The following is a 17174-nucleotide window of genomic DNA, read 5'->3' on the forward strand; positions in this document are numbered from 1 at the left end:
GTGTATGGCGTCATGAAACGTTCTCTTATTTTATCTCTGAGTGCACCCTTCGCTTTTATTCTGGTAGCCTGTGCGCCTGAACATGCCACGGTGTCTCCCATTAAAACGCAAACCGCTGCGGCGTCGGTGAATACGGTTCTGAATCATCAGGACTGGCCGAAGAATGAGTGGTGGAAAGCGTATAACGATCCCCAGCTTAACGGGCTGATTGCGAAAGCGTTGAGCGATGCGCCGGATATGCAGATTGCCCGTCAGCGCATTACGCTTGCCGAAGCCCAGGCCAAAGCCGCAATGGCCGCTGACGGTCCGCAGATTGATTTTTCCGCCGATGCGGAACGCCAGAAAATGTCCGCCGAAGGGCTGATGGGGCCTTTCGCCCTTACCGACCCGGCTGCAGGCACCACCGGGCCGTGGTACACCAACGGCACCTTCGGCCTGACCGCAGGCTGGGATCTCGATCTGTGGGGAAAAAATCGCGCCCGGGTCGAGGCCCGGATTGGCAAAGTGAATGCGCAAAAAGCGGAGCTGGAGCAGACCCGCCAGCTGCTGGCCAGCAGCGTGGCGCGGCTCTACTGGGAGTGGCAAACTCAGGCCGCCGCAGGGGAGGTTCTCGCGCAGATCAAACATGAGCAGGACAACATAATCGGCGCCGACCGCGAACTGTATCAGCACGGGATCACCTCCTCCGTTGAAGGGGTGGAAACCGATATCGACGCCAGCAAAACCGAAGAACAGCTGGCAGAAGTCAACGGGAAGATGAAAGCCGTTGAGGCGCGTCTGGTCGCGCTGACGAATTCTTCCTCCGTAACGCTTACGCGGCATGCGCTGCCGACGGTTGACGCCGCGCTACCGCCGACGCTCGGTTATGAACTGCTGGCACGCCGTCCCGATCTTCAGGAGGCGCACTGGTATATCGAAGCCTCCATGAGCGAGGTGGAGGCCGCCAGAGCGGCTTTCTACCCTGACGTGAACCTGATGGCGTTCTTACAGCAGGATGCCCTCCATCTGAGCGATCTGTTTCGCGCTTCAGCGCAGCAGATGGGCGTGACCGCCGGGCTGACGCTGCCGACGCTGCCGATCTTCGACAGCGGCAGGCTGAACGCCAGCCTGGATATCGCCCAGGCGCAGAACAATCTCTCGGTCGCGAACTACAACAAAGCGGTGGTCGAAGCGGTCAATCAGGTGGCGCGCACGGCCAGTGAAGTCGAAACGCTGACGGCGAAGAACCACCATCAGCAGCAGGTTGAAAAAGATGCGGCGCGGGTTGTGGCGCTGGCGCAGGCGCGCTTCAGCGCGGGGATCGTTGCGGGCTCGCGGGTCAGTGAAGCCAGGATCCCGGCCCTCAGGGAAGACCTCGCCGGATTGTTGCTGAAAGGCCAGTATGTCGACGCCACGCTGCAGCTGACGTCGGCGCTGGGCGGCGGCTATCATCATGGCTAAAAATGGTCATTATCTATACTTACCTCTTTGCAGTTTTTCAGGAGGTGAGTATGACCAGAGTAGCGATAGTGACCGCATCGGATTCCGGGATTGGTAAAACCACGGCGCTGATGCTCGCAGAGCGCGGGTTTGATATTGGCGTCACCTGGCACTCGGATGAAAAAGGGGCGCTGGAAACCTGCCGCGAAGTTGAAGCGCAGGGGCAGCGCGCAGAGACTATCCATCTTGATTTAAGCACGCTGCCGGAAGGCGCAAAGGCTATTGAAACGCTGATTGCGCGTTTTGGTCGGCTGGACGTGCTGGTTAACAATGCCGGAGCGATGACCAAAGCGCCGTTCCTTGAGATGCCGTTTGACGACTGGCGGAACATTTTCACCGTCGACGTGGACGGCGCGTTTCTCTGTTCGCAGATTGCCGCCCGGCAGATGGTGAAGCAGGGGAAAGGAGGGCGGATTGTGAATATCACCTCGGTGCACGAGCACACGCCGCTGCCGGAGGCCAGCGCCTACACGGCGGCAAAACACGCGCTTGGCGGGTTAACCAAATCCATGGCGATGGAACTGGTTAAGCACAACATTCTGGTGAACGCCGTCGCGCCGGGCGCCATTGCCACACCGATGAACGACATGGACGACAGTGAAGTGAAGGAGGGCTCAATGCCGGAAATCCCGCTGGCAAGACCGGGCCACACCAGAGAGATTGCCAGCCTGGTGGCATGGCTGTGCGACAGCGACGCCAGCTACACGACGGGACAATCGTTTATTGTCGACGGGGGCTTTATGCTGGCGAACCCGCAGTTTAAGCCGGAGGGGTAGTTTTCCCTCACCCTAACCCTCTCCCAAAGGGAGAGGGAACTAAAAACACCCTCTCCCTTTAGGAGAGGGCCGGGGTGAGGGGAGGAGACCGCACTCACTCCTCATCCCGCGTCTTATCCCGGTGCTTCAGCCACAGCCTGACCCCGATCACCGCCGCAACCACCAGAATCAACCACGCCCAGTGCTTCAGGTGCTGGTCGAGATTATGCAGCCACGGGCCAATCACTTCGCCCCCGACGTAGCCGAGCGTCGTAAAGATCAGCGCCCAGGCTATCGCACCAAGAACATTGAGCGGCAAGAAAATTTTTGGCGGCAGATGGCTGGCGCCAATCAGTATCGGCCCGATAATGCGAAAGCCATACATAAAGCGCGTGCCGATGACGAACAGATAGGGATGACGTTGAATGAGCCGTTGAGCGCGGCGGATTTTCTTCTGATGCTTTCCGAAACGCTTAAGCAGCGTGGGCCCGAAGCGCAGCCCGAGAAAGTAGAGCAGCTGATCGCCAATCATTCCGCCGAGCGCGACCGCTGCGGCGACCAGCGGGAATTTCAGCAATCCCTGATGCGCGGCGACGCCGCCTAACAGCGTGATGGTTTCACCTTCTGCCACGCTACCGACGACCAGCGCGGCATATCCATATTGTTCAATGAGTGCGTTAATATCCATTACGTAAATGTTATCTCCCTCAGCGTACCTCGTTTAATCATATACCCCATGAATCAACAGCGGGGAAATCAACGGAAATTTCCCACTGTACAGAAAATAATCTAAAGCCTGCATTATACTTAAGGTATCGCTGACGGGCCGACAACAAGGGGGCGCTATGAACCATGTCTGGGGACTTTTCTCCCATCCCGATCGTGAGATGCATGTCATTAAAAGTGAGAACGAAACGGTCTCGCATCATTACACGCACCACGTGCTGCTGATGGCTGCGGTGCCGGTAATATGCGCTTTTATCGGAACAACACAAATCGGCTGGAACTTCGGTGACGGCACCGTGGTTCAGCTTTCCTGGTTTACCGGGCTCTATCTGGCCATTGTTTTTTATGGCCTGATGCTGGCGGGTGTGGCGATAATGGGGCGCGTCATTCACTGGATGGCGCGTAACTACCCGCAACGTCCATCGCTGGCGCACTGTATGGTCTTTGCCGGATATGTCGCGACCCCGCTGTTCTTAAGCGGTATTGTTGCGCTCTATCCACTGGTCTGGCTGTGCGCGCTGATCGGTACCATTGCCCTCTTTTACACCGGGTATCTGCTGTATCTGGGGGTTCCAACCTTCCTGAATATCAATAAAGAAGAAGGCCTGAGTTTTTCCAGTTCAACACTCGCCATCGGGGTGCTGGTGCTGGAGGCGCTACTGGCGCTGACGGTTATTCTTTGGGGTTACGGATACCGTCTCTTCTGAGTTCACTGCATTGCTGGCGTAAATGCCAGCAATGCAGCATCTGTTCACGATTATCCGCTGGCGACAACGCCCGGTGACCGCTATGATGCCGAAGCCAGCCTGTGTTTATCCGTTGATACAGGCGGTGTACGTCATGACGTGCGTGAATAATTATCAGAAGTCTCACCATGCTGAAATTCCGAGTCTCTTTACTTAGCCTGGCGCTGTTGCTGGGCGCGTCCGCTGCCGTGCCGGCCGTCGCTAAAACGCCCGCGGTGACCGCCGCTGCTGCTCAGCCGCAAATTGCGTCCGGCAGCGCGATGATTGTCGATCTCAACACCAATAAGGTGATCTACGCCAGCCATCCGGACCTGGTGCGCCCGATCGCCTCGATTACCAAATTAATGACCGCGATGGTGGTGCTTGATGCACATCTGCCGCTGGACGAAAAATTGAAGGTGGACATCAGCCACACGCCGGAGATGAAGGGGATCTACTCTCGCGTGCGGCTGAACAGTGAAATCAGCCGTAAGAATATGCTGCTGCTGGCGCTGATGTCGTCTGAAAACCGTGCGGCGGCGAGCCTGGCGCACCACTATCCGGGCGGCTATGACGCCTTTATCCGCGCGATGAACGCGAAAGCCAAAGCGCTGGGGATGACCAATACGCATTATGTTGAACCGACGGGACTGTCGATCAACAACGTCTCCACGGCCCGCGATCTGACGAAACTGCTGATTGCCAGCAAACAGTATCCACTGATTGGTCAGCTCAGCACCACCCGTGAAGAGATGGCGACCTTTGCGAACCCGGCCTATACGCTGCCGTTCCGCAACACTAACCATCTGGTATACCGCGATAACTGGAATATTCAGTTAACCAAAACCGGCTTTACCAACGCGGCAGGACACTGTCTGGTGATGCGCACCGTGTTTAACGGTAAGCCGGTGGCGCTGGTGGTGATGGATGCCTTCGGCAAATATACCCACTTCGCGGACGCGAGCCGCCTGCGTACCTGGATTGAAACCGGGAAAGTGCAGCCCGTTCCTGCCGCAGCATTGACGTATAAAAAGCAGAAAGCGGAACAGATGGCGACGGCGCAGAACGACTGAGTCGTTTGTGCGCGCTGATGCCCTCACCCCGCCCCTCTCCTGCAGGGAGAGGGAGAAAACACAAAAAAAGGTAACCCAGGTTACCGTTTTGCGTTTATTCCGGCAGCGTCCAGTCACCATCGTTGAGCGAGCGCTGCATAATCACCGTATCCCGCCAGTCGCCTTTCTTATACCCCACGCTGCGCAGCTGACCGACAATATCGAAGCCGTGCTTTTTATGCAGCCGCAGCGAGCCGGCATTATTGTTGCCATCGCCTACAACGGCAATCATCTGCCGCCACGGGCCTTGCTCGCAGCGGGCGATCAGCGCATCCATTAATGCCGAGCCAAAACCGCGCCCGGTAATGCTGGCATCCACGTAAATCGACTCTTCCAGGGTATAGCGGTAGGCGTGTCGCGGGCGGTAAGGCGTGGCGTAGCAGTAGCCCACCACGATGCCGCGATACAGCGCGATAAGCCACGGTAAACCGCTCTCAGCCACGCTTTTCATACGCTGACGCATTTCGTCGATGGTAGGGGGGACTTCTTCAAATGACGCGCGCCCGTGCAGCACATGCCATGCATAGATGGCGGCGATGGCATGCACATCATCGGGAAGGGCATCGCGCACTTCCAGTTCGGTCTCGGATAAAACATCAACAGCCGACATGATGTGCCTGCTCCTCGTTATAGAAAGCCGGAGAAACGTTCCTCCGGCGTCAGACGGTTACTCTATTACGATTAAGGCGCGCTAAACAATCTCTCAAATTTGGCTATAGGAATTAATCAGACGCTTGCGTTACGCGCTGCTCCGCATCCGCGCTCTCTTTCCAGTATTTCTTCCGCGTTGTTTTACCAATGCCGGGATTCATGCTGTTTGTAGGGTCATTCTCGCGATAAAACTGCTTAAGTGCGTCAGGGGCTTTATAAAGATGCCCGACGTTATGTTCCGCAGGATATTGTGCGCCGCGTTCACGCAGCAGGGCGAGCATCTGCTCCTTCAGTTCATGCGCATCGACCCCTTTTTTGACGATGTAATCCTGATGGAAGACATAACACATAAAGTGGCCGTAATAGAGCTTATGCACCAGCTTGCTGTCGATTTCCGGCGGGAGGTGCTCAAACCACTCGGTGTCGTTACGTCGCAGGGCGATATCCAGCGCCAGAATGTCTTCCACCTCTTCGGAATGCACCGCCTGATAACGGATGGCGGCGCCCGCGGCGGCAAAACGGTGCAGGAACGCTTTGCTGCCCTCTTCAGGCGTACAGGCAAAGAAATCCCCTTCGGCGGTTTTGAAGAATTCGGTCAGCCAGGACTGCGCTTCGGTAATTCCGTCTCCGGCCATTTTCAGCAGCAGGTGGTGCTCGTACTTATCGCGCCAGGTTTTCATTCGCTCCGGTAAGTGCGCCGGGAAAACGTTGCCCAGCTTCTGCATAAAGCGGTCGGTGAAGTGGGGTTTGAACAGCGACACTTTCTCCAGCATCGCGTCGGTGCGTCCCTTCATGGTGAAGAAGAACGGCATTTTGTCGGTGCCGAGCTTGTCGATCATCAGGAACGTATCTTTGCCGTAACGCTCGGCGATGTCGTAAATGTCCCGGTGCATGTACTCGCCCGCCACCGGCAGATGGGTGAATTCGCCCAGAATATGACGACGAATTTCGGTCAGAACCTCAGGCTGATTGGTACCAATGTAAAACACCTGCTGCTTTTTCTCCGCCGGGAAGGTATCCAGACGTACGGCAAACACGGCCAGCTTCCCGGCGCAGCCGGAGGATTCAAACAGGCGGTCCGGGTCGGCGTTGTAGCGCGCCGGCGTATCGGCGTCGATATCCCGCACGCGGGTCACGTAGTCGTGATCGTGCGCATGACGACCGTCGTGCTGAACGTCTTCGTCCTTCACGCGATCGTCGTCGAGCTTGCTGAGGATCTGTTCCGGCGTCGCGCCGAGATCGATTCCCAGATGGTTCACCAGCGTCAGCTTGCCGTTTTCGTCAATACGGGCAAACAGCGACATCTCGGTGTAGGCCGGGCCGCGCTGCACCAGGGAACCGCCGGAGTTGTTGCAGATCCCACCGACCACCGAGGCGCCAATGCAGGAGGAGCCAATCACCGAGTGCGGCTCACGGCCCAGCGGCTTAAGCGCTTTTTCCAGGGAGTAGAGCGTCGTGCCGGGGAACGCGAGCACCTGCTCGCCTTTGTCCAGCAGGTGCAGCTTGTCGAGGCGCAGGGTGCTGATAATCACGATGTCGCGATCGTAATCGTTGCCGTTCGGCGTGGAGCCTTCGGTCAGGCCGGTATTGGCGGCCTGCATTAAAATAATCTTGTCGGCGGCGACGCATGCGCTCAGCACGCGCCACAGCTCCAGCAGCGTGCCGGGGAAGACCACCGCCAGCGCCTCGCCCTGACCGGAGCGGAAGCCTTTGCGGTAGCGGGCGGTTTTGGCCGGGTCGGTAAGCAGGTGAGAGGAGCCAACCAGGCGCGACAGTTCGTTAATAAAAGTCGTGTTATCGTTTGTTCGAACAGAAGTCATCTTCCACTCCTTGTGGTGGGGCAAATTTCTCGCTGTAAAGCATAGCGCGATTAACTGTTAAGCGGTCGAGTATTCACGAGAAAAATCAGAGAATAACCCTGCAACGTTTCGAGGGTTTGTGGCACACTGCGCTTTTCGCACGGTATGGCCGAGATCGTCCGGCGGTTATTGATGAGAGAGTAAAACGACATGAAATGGCTATGTTCTGTAGGTGTCGCCGTCAGCCTGGCGCTGCAACCTGCGCTGGCAGAGGATTTGTTTGGTAATCACCCGCTCACGCCTGAAGCACGGGACGCGTTTGTCACTGAATTGCTCAAAAAAATGACGGTCGATGAGAAAATCGGCCAGCTGCGTCTTATCAGCGTCGGCCCGGATAACCCGAAAGAGGCCATCCGCGAGATGATCAAAGACGGGCAGGTAGGGGCCATCTTTAATACCGTCACCCGCCAGGATATCCGCAAGATGCAGGATCAGGTGATGGATCTCAGCCGCCTGAAAATTCCTCTGTTCTTTGCCTATGACGTGGTGCACGGCCAGCGTACCGTCTTCCCGATTAGCCTCGGTTTAGCCTCTTCCTTTAACCTCGACGCGGTGAAAACCGTCGGGCGCGTGTCGGCTTATGAAGCGGCGGACGACGGCCTGAACATGACCTGGGCGCCAATGGTGGACGTCTCGCGCGATCCGCGCTGGGGCCGCGGCTCGGAAGGCTTTGGTGAAGATACGTATTTAACCTCCACGATGGGGAAAACCATGGTGGAAGCGATGCAGGGCAAAAGCCCGGCGGATCGCTACTCGGTGATGACCAGCGTCAAACACTTCGCGGCCTATGGCGCGGTTGAAGGCGGGAAAGAGTACAACACCGTCGACATGAGCCCGCAGCGTCTGTTCAACGACTACATGCCGCCGTACAAGGCAGGGCTGGATGCGGGCAGCGGCGCGGTAATGGTGGCGCTGAACTCGCTGAACGGCACGCCTGCGACGTCCGATTCCTGGCTGCTGAAAGACGTGCTGCGCGATCAGTGGGGCTTTAAGGGCATCACCGTTTCTGACCACGGCGCGATTAAAGAGCTGATTAAACACGGTACCGCCTCCGATCCGGAAGACGCGGTGCGCGTGGCGCTCAAGTCGGGCATCAACATGAGCATGAGCGACGAGTACTACAGCAAATACCTGCCCGGGCTGGTGAAGAGCGGCAAGGTAACGATGGCGGAGCTGGACGATGCCGCGCGCCACGTGCTGAACGTGAAATACGACATGGGGCTGTTTAACGATCCGTACAGCCATCTGGGGCCGAAGGATTCTGACCCGGCAGATACCAACGCCGAAAGCCGCCTGCACCGCAAAGAAGCGCGTGACGTGGCGCGCGAAAGCCTGGTGCTGCTGAAAAACCGCCTCGACACGCTGCCGCTGAAAAAATCCGGCACCATTGCCGTAGTGGGCCCGCTGGCCGACAGCAAGCGCGACGTGATGGGCAGCTGGTCTGCAGCAGGCGTGGCCGATCAGTCCGTGACCGTGCTGACCGGGATTAAGAGTGCCGTGGGTGATAACGCGAAAGTGGTGTACGCCAAAGGGGCGAACGTCACCAGCGACAAAGACATCGTCACCTTCCTCAACCAGTACGAGGAAGCGGTGAAGGTCGATCCGCGCACGCCGAAGGAGATGATCGACGAGGCGGTGAATACCGCGAAACAGTCTGACGTGGTTGTCGCGGTCGTGGGCGAAGCGCAGGGTATGGCGCACGAGGCCTCCAGCCGTACCGACATCACCATTCCGCAGAGCCAGCGCGATCTGATCGCCGCCCTGAAAGCCACCGGCAAGCCGCTGGTGCTGGTACTGATGAACGGTCGTCCGCTGGCGCTGGTGAAAGAGGACCAGCATGCTGACGCCATTCTGGAAACCTGGTTCGCTGGTACCGAAGGCGGTAACGCCATCGCCGACGTGCTGTTTGGTGATTACAACCCGTCGGGCAAGCTGCCGATGTCCTTCCCGCGCTCCGTTGGGCAGATCCCGGTCTACTACAGCCACCTGAACACCGGTCGCCCGTATAACGCCGACAAGCCGAACAAGTACACGTCCCGTTACTTCGACGAAGCTAACGGCCCGCTGTATCCGTTTGGTTACGGTCTGAGCTACACCAGCTTCAAGGTTTCTGACGTGAAAATGTCGGCGCCGACCCTGAAGCGTGACGGCAAAGTTACCGCCAGCGTCGAAGTGACCAACACCGGCAAGCGCGAAGGGGCAACGGTGATTCAGATGTACGTTCAGGATGTCACCGCCTCGATGAGCCGTCCGGTGAAACAGCTGCGCGGCTTCGAGAAGGTCAACCTGAAGCCTGGCGAAACCCAAACCATCAGCTTCCCGATTGACGTGGATGCGCTGAAGTTCTGGAACCAGCAGATGAAATACGATGCGGAACCGGGCAAGTTTAAAGTCTTTATCGGGGTGGATTCTGCCCGCGTGAATAAAGGCGAGTTCGAGCTGCTGTAACCTTCCTTCCTTTGCATCCCCCGGCTTCCGGGGGATGCGTCTTACGTTATGCTAAAAAGGCATTTTGCCGGGTAAATCCGCTGTTTTAAGCTACGCTTTTCTCTCAAGCCTCTGAAAAAGGCGATAAAAAAATGAGGATAGCGGAATGACGATTGCAAAGGGGATGTTGGGATCTGCGGTGCTGCTGGCGGCGCTAAGCCTGCCGTTACAGGCGGCGGAGCCGGTAAAAGTGGGCTCAAAGATCGATACCGAAGGCGCGCTGCTCGGCAATATTATTTTGCAGGTGCTGGAAAGCCACGGCGTGAAAACCGTCAATAAAGTTCAGCTGGGCACCACGCCCGTCGTGCGCGGGGCGATCACCTCCGGCGAGCTGGATATCTATCCGGAATACACCGGCAACGGGGCATTCTTCTTCAAAGATGAAAACGATCCGGCATGGAAAAACGCCAAAGCCGGGTATGAGAAAGTCAAAAAACTGGACGCAGAACAGAACAAGCTGGTCTGGCTGACGCCGGCCCCGGCCAACAACACCTGGACTATCGCCGTGCGCAAGGACGTGGCGGAGAAAGGCAAGCTGACTACGCTTGCGGATCTCAGCCGCTATCTGAAAGAGAAGGGCGACTTTAAGCTGGCAGCGTCCGCGGAGTTTATCGAGCGTCCTGACGCGCTCCCGGCGTTCGAAAAAGCCTACGACTTCAAGCTCGACCAGGCGCAGCTGCTCTCGCTGGCGGGCGGGGATACGGCGGTAACCATTAAGGCGGCGGCGCAGCAAACTTCCGGCGTTAACGCGGCAATGGCCTACGGCACCGACGGCCCGGTGGCGGCGCTCGGCCTGCAAACCCTGACCGATCCTAAAGGCGTACAGCCGATTTACGCCCCGACCCCGGTCGTGCGCGAGGCGGTGCTGAAAGCCTATCCGGATATTGCAGAATGGCTCAAGCCGGTCTTCGAAAAACTGGATGAAAAAACGCTGCAACAGCTGAATGCCAGCATTGCCGTCGAGGGGCTGGATGCCAAAAAAGTGGCCGCCGACTTCCTGAAACAACAAGGGCTTGTGAAGTAACGGGAAAGGGCTGTGCCAATAAAATGTCATAACCGCGTACTGCTGCTGTTGGCCTGCGTGGCCATCGCGGCAGTCGCGCTGCCGTTTGTGAATGTCGCCCCTAACCGCCTGATGTCAGGGGAGGGGCGCTCTCTCTGGGACGTCTGGTCCTTTACGCCGTGGTGGCTGACGGCGGCGCTGGCCGCGTGGGTTGCTCTTTCATTCTGGCAAGGGCGCACGGCGCAGTGGCTGACGCTGCTCCTCGCTGAAGGGCTGTTTATCATCCTGTTCTGGGGGGCCGGGCAGGCGGCGACGCATATGGCGTCAGCGGAAAGTCCGCTGGCGAGAACCACGGTGGGCAGCGGCCTCTGGCTGTGGCTGGCGCTGTGTCTGCTGGTTTGCAGCGACGCCATTCGTCGACTCATCTCCAGCGCCGTCTGGCGCTGGGTGCTCAACGCGCAGATATGGTGCATTCCCTTGTTCCTGCTGTTCAGCGGTGAGCTGAACAATCTCTCGCTGCTGAAAGAGTACGCCAACCGTCAGGAGGTGTTTGATGATGCCCTGGCGCAACACCTGACGATCCTTTTTGGCACGCTGATCCCGGCTCTGCTGATCGGGATACCGCTCGGCATGTGGTGCTATCGTCATCCTTCACGCCAGGGTGGGGTGTTTGCCGTGCTCAACGTGATCCAGACCATACCTTCCGTCGCGCTGTTTGGCCTGCTGATTGCCCCGCTGGCGGGGCTGGTGAAGTCATTTCCGGTGCTGGGTACGCTCGGCATAGCCGGAACGGGGTTAACGCCCGCGCTTATCGCGCTGGTGCTGTATGCGCTGCTGCCGCTGGTGCGCGGCGTGGTCGCGGGGCTGGGTCAGGTCGCGCCGGATGTGCTTGAAAGCGCCCATGCGATGGGGATGAGCGCGCGGCAGTGTTTCTGGAAAATTCAGCTGCCGCTGGCGCTGCCCCTGCTGCTGCGCAGCCTGCGGGTGGTGGCGGTACAAACCGTCGGCATGGCGGTGATAGCGGCGCTGATTGGTGCGGGCGGCTTTGGCGCGCTGGTGTTTCAGGGGCTGCTCAGCAGTGCCCTCGATCTGGTGTTACTGGGCGTGGTGCCCACGATTGCGCTGGCGGTTGTCGTCGACGCGCTGTTTGCCTTATGGCTCGCGCTGCTCAGGAGAAGAGCCAATGATTGAATTTCATGATGTCAGTAAAACCTTTGCCGGTCGCCCGGCGGCGAGCCACCTGAATCTGAACTTTGCCGAGGGCGCGTTTTCTGTGCTGATTGGCACCTCCGGCTCGGGAAAATCCACCACCCTGAAGATGATCAACCGCCTGGTTGAGCATGACAGCGGGCTGATCCGCTTTGCCGGGGAAGAGATCCGCAGCCTGCCGGTGCTGGAGCTGCGCCGCCGGATGGGCTATGCCATTCAGTCTATCGGCCTGTTTCCGCACTGGACGGTGGCGCAGAACATCGCCACCGTGCTGCAGCTGGAGAAATGGTCGCGGGTGAAAATCGCCGACCGGGTGGATGAACTCATGTCGCTCCTGGGGCTGGAGCCCGCGCTGCGCGATCGCTATCCGCACCAGCTTTCCGGAGGCCAGCAGCAGCGCGTGGGCGTGGCGCGCGCGCTGGCGGCTAACCCGCAGGTACTGCTGATGGATGAACCCTTCGGCGCGCTGGATCCGGTCACGCGCGGGGCGCTGCAGGCGGAGATGACCCGCATTCACCGCATTCTCGGACGCACGATCGTTCTCGTGACGCACGATATTGATGAAGCTCTGCGCCTGGCCGACCATCTGGTGCTGATGGATCATGGCGAAGTGGTGCAGCAGGGCTCGCCGCTTGAGCTATTAACATGGCCTAAGAACGACTTTGTGCGCGAGTTTTTTGGCCGCAGCGAGCTGGGCGTGAGGCTGCTCTCCCTGCGGACGGTCAGCGACTATATGCGTCGGGAGGAGGTACCGGTGAGCGGCGAACCTCTACAGGCGCAGATGAGCCTGCGGGATGCCCTCTCGGCGTTTGTCGCGCGCCAGTGCGAGGTATTGCCCGTCTCGGACTCCCGCGGTACGCCGTGCGGAACCTTACATTTTCGCGATCTGCTGGCCGGGGAGGTGACGCGTGAAGGCACTGCGTGATCCGCTCCTCTGGCTGGTAGCGCTCTTTGTCGCCTTACTGTTTCTGATGCCCCACAGCGCGGCGCTGTTTAACGCTCTTTTCCCGGGGCTGCCGCGGCCGGTTTATCAGCAGGAGAGCTTTATTAATCTCGCTCTGGCGCATCTCTGGCTGGTGGCGCTCTCAAGCGCCATCGCGGTTGTGTTGGGGGTTGGGGCAGGCATCGCGGTCACGCGACCTGCGGGCAAAGAATTTCGTCCGCTGGTGGAGACGATAGCGGCGATTGGCCAGACGTTTCCCCCGGTGGCGGTGCTGGCGATAGCGGTGCCGGTGATGGGTTTTGGTCAGCAACCCGCCATTATTGCGCTGATTTTATACGGCGTATTGCCGGTGCTGCAGGGCACGCTGGCGGGCCTCGCGGCGGTACCGGCGTCGGTGCTGAGCGTGGCAGAAGGGATGGGGATGAGTCGCGGCCAGCGGCTGCGCAAGGTTGAACTGCCACTTGCGGCGCCGGTTATCATTGCCGGGATCCGCACGTCGGTGATTATTAACATCGGGACGGCGACCATTGCGTCTACGGTCGGTGCCAATACGCTGGGAACGCCGATTATTATCGGCCTGAGCGGGTTTAATACGGCTTACATTGTGCAGGGGGCGGTGCTGGTCGCGCTGGCGGCAATCGTCGTCGATCGCCTTTTTGAGCGGCTGGCGCTGTACCTCAGCCGACACCGCCGCGAACAATAAACGAGTATCCTGCCAGCATCACACCGCCGATACCGCTCACGGCCATCAGGACAAAAAGGGTAATAATGGCCAGTTTGGTTGCCTTCATCATGTGCTCCTGTTGTTAACGGAACAATTATACGGTGAAGCGCAGCTGTTAATGAACCATTAAATGCCGTTATGGCTCATCCGGGCCAAGGGAATAAACCGGGTAACCATTCTCTCGCCATTCCGTCAGCAGCTGTTGCTGCGTGGCGGACGGCACTTCTCCACACCAGACCAGCAGGGTCTGACCGTCGAAAAACTCGGGCTTAAGCTGCGCCAGCGAGTGCGCCAGGACATCCACGCGCCAGCCCTTCTGGGTCGCAATCCACGCTTCCAGCCACAGGCGGGTGGTATCGTGCACGTTCCAGCCGACCACCAGCGCATCTTTTCCGGCTTTGTTCTTCGCTGAGGCAAGGCAGACGGCAATATAGTTGATCAGCACCCCGTCGAGCATGCTGAGCAGCGCCTGCAGGGTGGACTGCTGGCATTGCAGACGTCGACGGAGCGGAATGAAAAGATGGGAGATCAGCGTCTGTGCCGGATAGTCGCGGCCCTGCTCTTTTATCCATGCGCGCAGGCGCTGAAGATTCCCCGCCTGCAGAAGCCGCAGCAGGGTTTCCTGTTGTTCGCGCCAGAGGTGTTGCGTGTCCGGGTCATCATGGCTCAGCAGGGACTTCACTTTGCCGACCTGCACTCCGTTGTCGATCCAGCTTTTAATTTCGCGGATGCGGTCGATATCGGCCTCATTGAAAAGGCGATGCCCACCGTCGGTCCTCTGCGGTTTAAGCAATCCATACCGTCGCTGCCACGCCCGTAGGGTAACGGGATTGATATCACAAAGGAGTGCCACTTCACCTATCGTGTAAAGCGCCATATTCGCCCCCTGGCTTACGCGTTCCCAGCTTAACTGTAGACCCACTTTGGCGAACCAGGAAGGATTGATTGATTTTTGAACAAACAATGCGAAGCATGCGCGATATTCAGAAAAAGGTGTGATAACGGACACGATTTTGCGCTTTTTTGGGATGCTTCAAAGAAAGTAAACCCGCATCAGTGTATGTTACGCGTTTTTAGCGTGTGCGGTTTTGAGTATGTACGAGTTTAATCTGGTGCTGCTGTTGCTTCAGCAGATGTGCGTGTTTCTTGTCATTGCCTGGCTGATGAGCAAAACGCGCCTGTTTATCCCGCTGATGCAGGTTACCGTACGTCTGCCGCACAAGCTGCTCTGCTACGTTACCTTCTCTATTTTCTGCATTATGGGGACCTATTTTGGCCTCCATATCGAAGACTCTATTGCCAACACGCGCGCTATCGGCGCGGTGATGGGCGGGCTGCTGGGCGGTCCCGTCGTCGGTGGCCTTGTTGGCTTAACCGGGGGGCTGCATCGCTATTCCATGGGCGGAATGACGGCGCTCAGCTGTATGATCTCAACGATCGTGGAAGGGCTGCTCGGCGGCCTGGTGCACAGCTACATGATCAAACGCGGCCGCCCGGATAAAGTCTTTAGCCCGCTTACCGCCGGTGCCATTACCTTTGTGGCCGAAGTGGCGCAGATGGCGATCATTCTGCTCATTGCCCGTCCGTTTGAAGATGCGCTGCACCTGGTCAGCAGTATTGCCGCTCCGATGATGGTCACCAACACCGTGGGTGCGGCGCTGTTTATGCGCATTCTGCTCGACAAGCGCGCCATGTTTGAGAAGTACACCTCGGCGTTTTCCGCCACGGCGCTGAAGGTCGCCGCCTCGACCGAAGGGATCCTGCGCCAGGGGTTTAACGAAGAGAACAGCATGAAGGTCGCGCAGGTGCTCTACAAGGAGCTGGATATCGGCGCGGTGGCCATAACCGATCGCGAGCGGCTGCTGGCCTTTACCGGCACCGGGGACGATCACCATCTGCCGGGTAAACCGATCTCCTCAGCCTATACGCTGCGCGCCATTGAAACCGGTGAGGTGGTTTATGCCGACGGTAACGAAGTGCCTTACCGCTGTTCGCTGCATCCGCAGTGCAAGCTGGGCTCCACGCTGGTGATTCCGCTGCGCGGGGAAAATCAGCGGGTGATGGGGACTATCAAGCTGTATGAGGCCAAAAACCGTCTGTTCAGCTCCATCAACCGAACGCTGGGGGAGGGGATAGCCCAGCTGCTGTCCGCGCAAATCCTCGCCGGGCAGTATGAGCGGCAGAAAGCCCTGCTGACGCAGTCTGAAATTAAGCTGCTGCATGCCCAGGTCAACCCGCATTTCCTGTTTAATGCCCTCAACACGCTCAAAGCGGTGATCCGCCGCGACAGCGATCAGGCCGCGCAGCTGGTGCAGTTTCTGTCGACCTTTTTCCGTAAGAACCTGAAACGGCCGTCTGAGATCGTGACCCTCGCCGATGAGATTGAGCACGTGAATGCCTATCTGCAGATCGAGCAGGCGCGTTTCCAGTCGCGCCTGCAGGTGTCGCTCTCCGTTCCGGACGAGCTGGCGTATCAGCATCTCCCGGCCTTTACCCTGCAGCCTATTGTCGAAAACGCCATTAAACACGGCACGTCACAGCTTCTGGGAACGGGGGAGATAACCATTGCCGCCAGCCGTTTCAACCACCATCTGGTGCTGGATATTGAAGATAATGCCGGCCTTTATCAGCCTTCCGCCTCCGGCGGTTTAGGGATGAGCCTGGTGGATAAACGCCTGCGCGCCCATTTTGGCGACGACTGCGGCATTACCGTCGCCTGTGAGCCAGACCGATTTACCCGTATTACCGTACGACTGCCGCTGGAGGAAAACGCATGTTAAGAGTGCTGATCGTGGATGACGAGCCGCTGGCACGAGAAAACCTGCGCGTTCTGCTGCAGGAGCAGCCTGATATTGAGATTGTGGGGGAGTGCGCGAACGCCATTGAGGCCATCGGCGCGGTGCACAAGCTGCGCCCGGACGTGCTGTTCCTCGATATTCAGATGCCCCGCATCAGCGGGCTGGAGATGGTCGGCATGCTCGACCCGGCGCATCGCCCCTATATCGTGTTTCTGACGGCGTTCGACGAATATGCCGTTAAGGCCTTTGAGGAGCACGCGTTTGACTATTTGCTCAAGCCGATCGAAGAGAAGCGTCTGGAAAAAACGCTCACCCGTTTACGCCAGGAGCGAACCGTACAGGACGTCACGCTGCTGCCGGAAAACCAGCAGCCGCTGAAGTTTATCCCCTGCACCGGGCACAGCCGAATTTATCTTCTGCAGATGGATGATGTGGCGTTTGTCAGCAGCCGCCTGAGCGGGGTGTTTGTCACCAGCGCCGAAGGGAACGAAGGGTTTACCGAGCTGACCCTGCGCACGCTGGAGAGCCGCACGCCGCTGATCCGCTGCCATCGCCAGTATCTGGTGAACATGGCGCACCTGAAGGAGATCCGCCTGGAAGATAACGGCCAGGCCGAGCTGGTGCTGCGTGCCGGGCAAACGGTACCCGTCAGCCGTCGCTATCTCAAGAGTTTGAAAGAGGCGATTGGCCTGTAAAACTGATA

Annotated in this window: 16 protein-coding genes; 11 read left to right on the forward strand and 5 right to left on the reverse strand. The window is 58.4% G+C overall.

What is annotated here, in order from left to right; all coding sequences use genetic code 11:
• Positions 1-12: 12 nt before the first annotated feature.
• Positions 13-1440 carry a multidrug resistance outer membrane protein MdtQ gene (gene mdtQ / locus FOY96_RS07025; RefSeq protein WP_143346738.1) on the forward strand — a complete coding sequence of 476 codons (1428 nt, stop codon included), beginning with the start codon at positions 13-15 and terminating at the stop codon, positions 1438-1440.
• Positions 1441-1490: 50 nt separating this feature from the next.
• Positions 1491-2255, forward strand: coding sequence for an SDR family oxidoreductase (locus FOY96_RS07030; RefSeq protein ID WP_072210830.1), 765 nt, complete (start codon positions 1491-1493; stop codon positions 2253-2255).
• A gap of 94 nt (positions 2256-2349) precedes the next feature.
• Here the strand turns inward: FOY96_RS07030 and FOY96_RS07035 are convergent, their stop codons facing one another.
• Complete coding sequence (locus FOY96_RS07035; protein ID WP_143346739.1) at positions 2350-2922, reverse strand: DedA family protein; 573 nt, start codon at positions 2920-2922, stop codon at positions 2350-2352.
• Positions 2923-3079: 157 nt separating this feature from the next.
• Between FOY96_RS07035 and FOY96_RS07040 the strand changes: the two genes are divergently transcribed.
• Positions 3080-3667, forward strand: a complete 588-nt coding sequence (locus tag FOY96_RS07040; RefSeq protein ID WP_033146018.1) for a Yip1 family protein — start codon at positions 3080-3082, stop codon at positions 3665-3667.
• Positions 3668-3834: 167 nt separating this feature from the next.
• Positions 3835-4758, forward strand: a complete 924-nt coding sequence (gene pbpG, locus FOY96_RS07045; RefSeq protein ID WP_023312453.1) for a D-alanyl-D-alanine endopeptidase — start codon at positions 3835-3837, stop codon at positions 4756-4758.
• Between the two features lie 94 nt (positions 4759-4852).
• Here the strand turns inward: pbpG and FOY96_RS07050 are convergent, their stop codons facing one another.
• The gene (locus tag FOY96_RS07050; protein WP_143346740.1) at positions 4853-5407 is read right to left on the reverse strand and encodes a GNAT family N-acetyltransferase; all 555 of its coding nucleotides are present in this window, start codon (positions 5405-5407) and stop codon (positions 4853-4855) included.
• A 112-nt stretch (positions 5408-5519) separates the two neighbouring features.
• A complete protein-coding gene (gene dld / locus FOY96_RS07055; RefSeq protein ID WP_143346741.1) occupies positions 5520-7268 on the reverse strand; it encodes a D-lactate dehydrogenase in 1749 nt (582 codons plus the stop codon).
• Between the two features lie 189 nt (positions 7269-7457).
• Between dld and bglX the strand changes: the two genes are divergently transcribed.
• The 5 genes from bglX to FOY96_RS07080 all read left to right on the forward strand — a co-directional run bounded on the left by bglX (position 7458) and on the right by FOY96_RS07080 (position 13652).
• Positions 7458-9755 carry a beta-glucosidase BglX gene (gene bglX, locus FOY96_RS07060; protein ID WP_143346742.1) on the forward strand — a complete coding sequence of 766 codons (2298 nt, stop codon included), beginning with the start codon at positions 7458-7460 and terminating at the stop codon, positions 9753-9755.
• A gap of 145 nt (positions 9756-9900) precedes the next feature.
• Positions 9901-10818: a glycine betaine ABC transporter substrate-binding protein OsmF gene (gene osmF / locus FOY96_RS07065; protein WP_021241490.1), complete on the forward strand. Its 918-nt coding sequence runs from the start codon at positions 9901-9903 to the stop codon at positions 10816-10818.
• Positions 10819-10830: 12 nt separating this feature from the next.
• Positions 10831-11988, forward strand: coding sequence for an ABC transporter permease (locus FOY96_RS07070; RefSeq protein WP_064672829.1), 1158 nt, complete (start codon positions 10831-10833; stop codon positions 11986-11988).
• Positions 11981-12931, forward strand: coding sequence for an ABC transporter ATP-binding protein (locus FOY96_RS07075; protein ID WP_033146012.1), 951 nt, complete (start codon positions 11981-11983; stop codon positions 12929-12931). Before FOY96_RS07070 ends, FOY96_RS07075 begins: the two co-directional genes overlap by 8 nt.
• Complete coding sequence (locus FOY96_RS07080) at positions 12915-13652, forward strand: ABC transporter permease (RefSeq protein WP_033146011.1); 738 nt, start codon at positions 12915-12917, stop codon at positions 13650-13652. The genes FOY96_RS07075 and FOY96_RS07080 overlap by 17 nt, the downstream gene beginning before the upstream one ends.
• Here FOY96_RS07080 and FOY96_RS07085 read toward each other — a convergent pair.
• Together FOY96_RS07085 and mlrA are read right to left on the reverse strand one after the other, a co-directional pair.
• Positions 13627-13740 (reverse strand): protein YohO, encoded by a 114-nt coding sequence (locus FOY96_RS07085; RefSeq protein WP_008500895.1) that lies wholly within the window; start codon positions 13738-13740, stop codon positions 13627-13629. The two genes, FOY96_RS07080 and FOY96_RS07085, sit on opposite strands and share 26 nt — an antisense overlap.
• Before the next feature lie 69 nt (positions 13741-13809).
• Positions 13810-14550 (reverse strand): HTH-type transcriptional regulator MlrA, encoded by a 741-nt coding sequence (gene mlrA / locus FOY96_RS07090; protein WP_033146010.1) that lies wholly within the window; start codon positions 14548-14550, stop codon positions 13810-13812.
• Between the two features lie 217 nt (positions 14551-14767).
• Here mlrA and FOY96_RS07095 point away from each other — a divergent pair, with 217 nt between their 5' ends.
• Together FOY96_RS07095 and btsR are read left to right on the forward strand one after the other, a co-directional pair.
• Positions 14768-16453, forward strand: coding sequence for a sensor histidine kinase (locus FOY96_RS07095; RefSeq protein ID WP_023312444.1), 1686 nt, complete (start codon positions 14768-14770; stop codon positions 16451-16453).
• Positions 16447-17166 (forward strand): two-component system response regulator BtsR, encoded by a 720-nt coding sequence (btsR, locus tag FOY96_RS07100; RefSeq protein ID WP_023312443.1) that lies wholly within the window; start codon positions 16447-16449, stop codon positions 17164-17166. Before FOY96_RS07095 ends, btsR begins: the two co-directional genes overlap by 7 nt.
• Positions 17167-17174: the final 8 nt, after the last annotated feature.

This window comes from Enterobacter asburiae, assembly GCF_007035645.1.
Taxonomy (GTDB): domain Bacteria; phylum Pseudomonadota; class Gammaproteobacteria; order Enterobacterales; family Enterobacteriaceae; genus Enterobacter; species Enterobacter asburiae_B.

Coding starts and splice junctions, on each gene's coding strand:
- mdtQ (WP_143346738.1), top strand. CDS start 13: ATGAAACGTTCTCTTATTTTATCTCTGAGTGCACCCTTCGCTTTTATT.
- FOY96_RS07030 (WP_072210830.1), top strand. CDS start 1,491: ATGACCAGAGTAGCGATAGTGACCGCATCGGATTCCGGGATTGGTAAA.
- FOY96_RS07035 (WP_143346739.1), bottom strand. CDS start 2,922: ATGGATATTAACGCACTCATTGAACAATATGGATATGCCGCGCTGGTC.
- FOY96_RS07040 (WP_033146018.1), top strand. CDS start 3,080: ATGAACCATGTCTGGGGACTTTTCTCCCATCCCGATCGTGAGATGCAT.
- pbpG (WP_023312453.1), top strand. CDS start 3,835: ATGCTGAAATTCCGAGTCTCTTTACTTAGCCTGGCGCTGTTGCTGGGC.
- FOY96_RS07050 (WP_143346740.1), bottom strand. CDS start 5,407: ATGTCGGCTGTTGATGTTTTATCCGAGACCGAACTGGAAGTGCGCGAT.
- dld (WP_143346741.1), bottom strand. CDS start 7,268: ATGACTTCTGTTCGAACAAACGATAACACGACTTTTATTAACGAACTG.
- bglX (WP_143346742.1), top strand. CDS start 7,458: ATGAAATGGCTATGTTCTGTAGGTGTCGCCGTCAGCCTGGCGCTGCAA.
- osmF (WP_021241490.1), top strand. CDS start 9,901: ATGACGATTGCAAAGGGGATGTTGGGATCTGCGGTGCTGCTGGCGGCG.
- FOY96_RS07075 (WP_033146012.1), top strand. CDS start 11,981: ATGATTGAATTTCATGATGTCAGTAAAACCTTTGCCGGTCGCCCGGCG.
- FOY96_RS07085 (WP_008500895.1), bottom strand. CDS start 13,740: ATGAAGGCAACCAAACTGGCCATTATTACCCTTTTTGTCCTGATGGCC.
- mlrA (WP_033146010.1), bottom strand. CDS start 14,550: ATGGCGCTTTACACGATAGGTGAAGTGGCACTCCTTTGTGATATCAAT.
- FOY96_RS07095 (WP_023312444.1), top strand. CDS start 14,768: ATGTACGAGTTTAATCTGGTGCTGCTGTTGCTTCAGCAGATGTGCGTG.
- btsR (WP_023312443.1), top strand. CDS start 16,447: ATGTTAAGAGTGCTGATCGTGGATGACGAGCCGCTGGCACGAGAAAAC.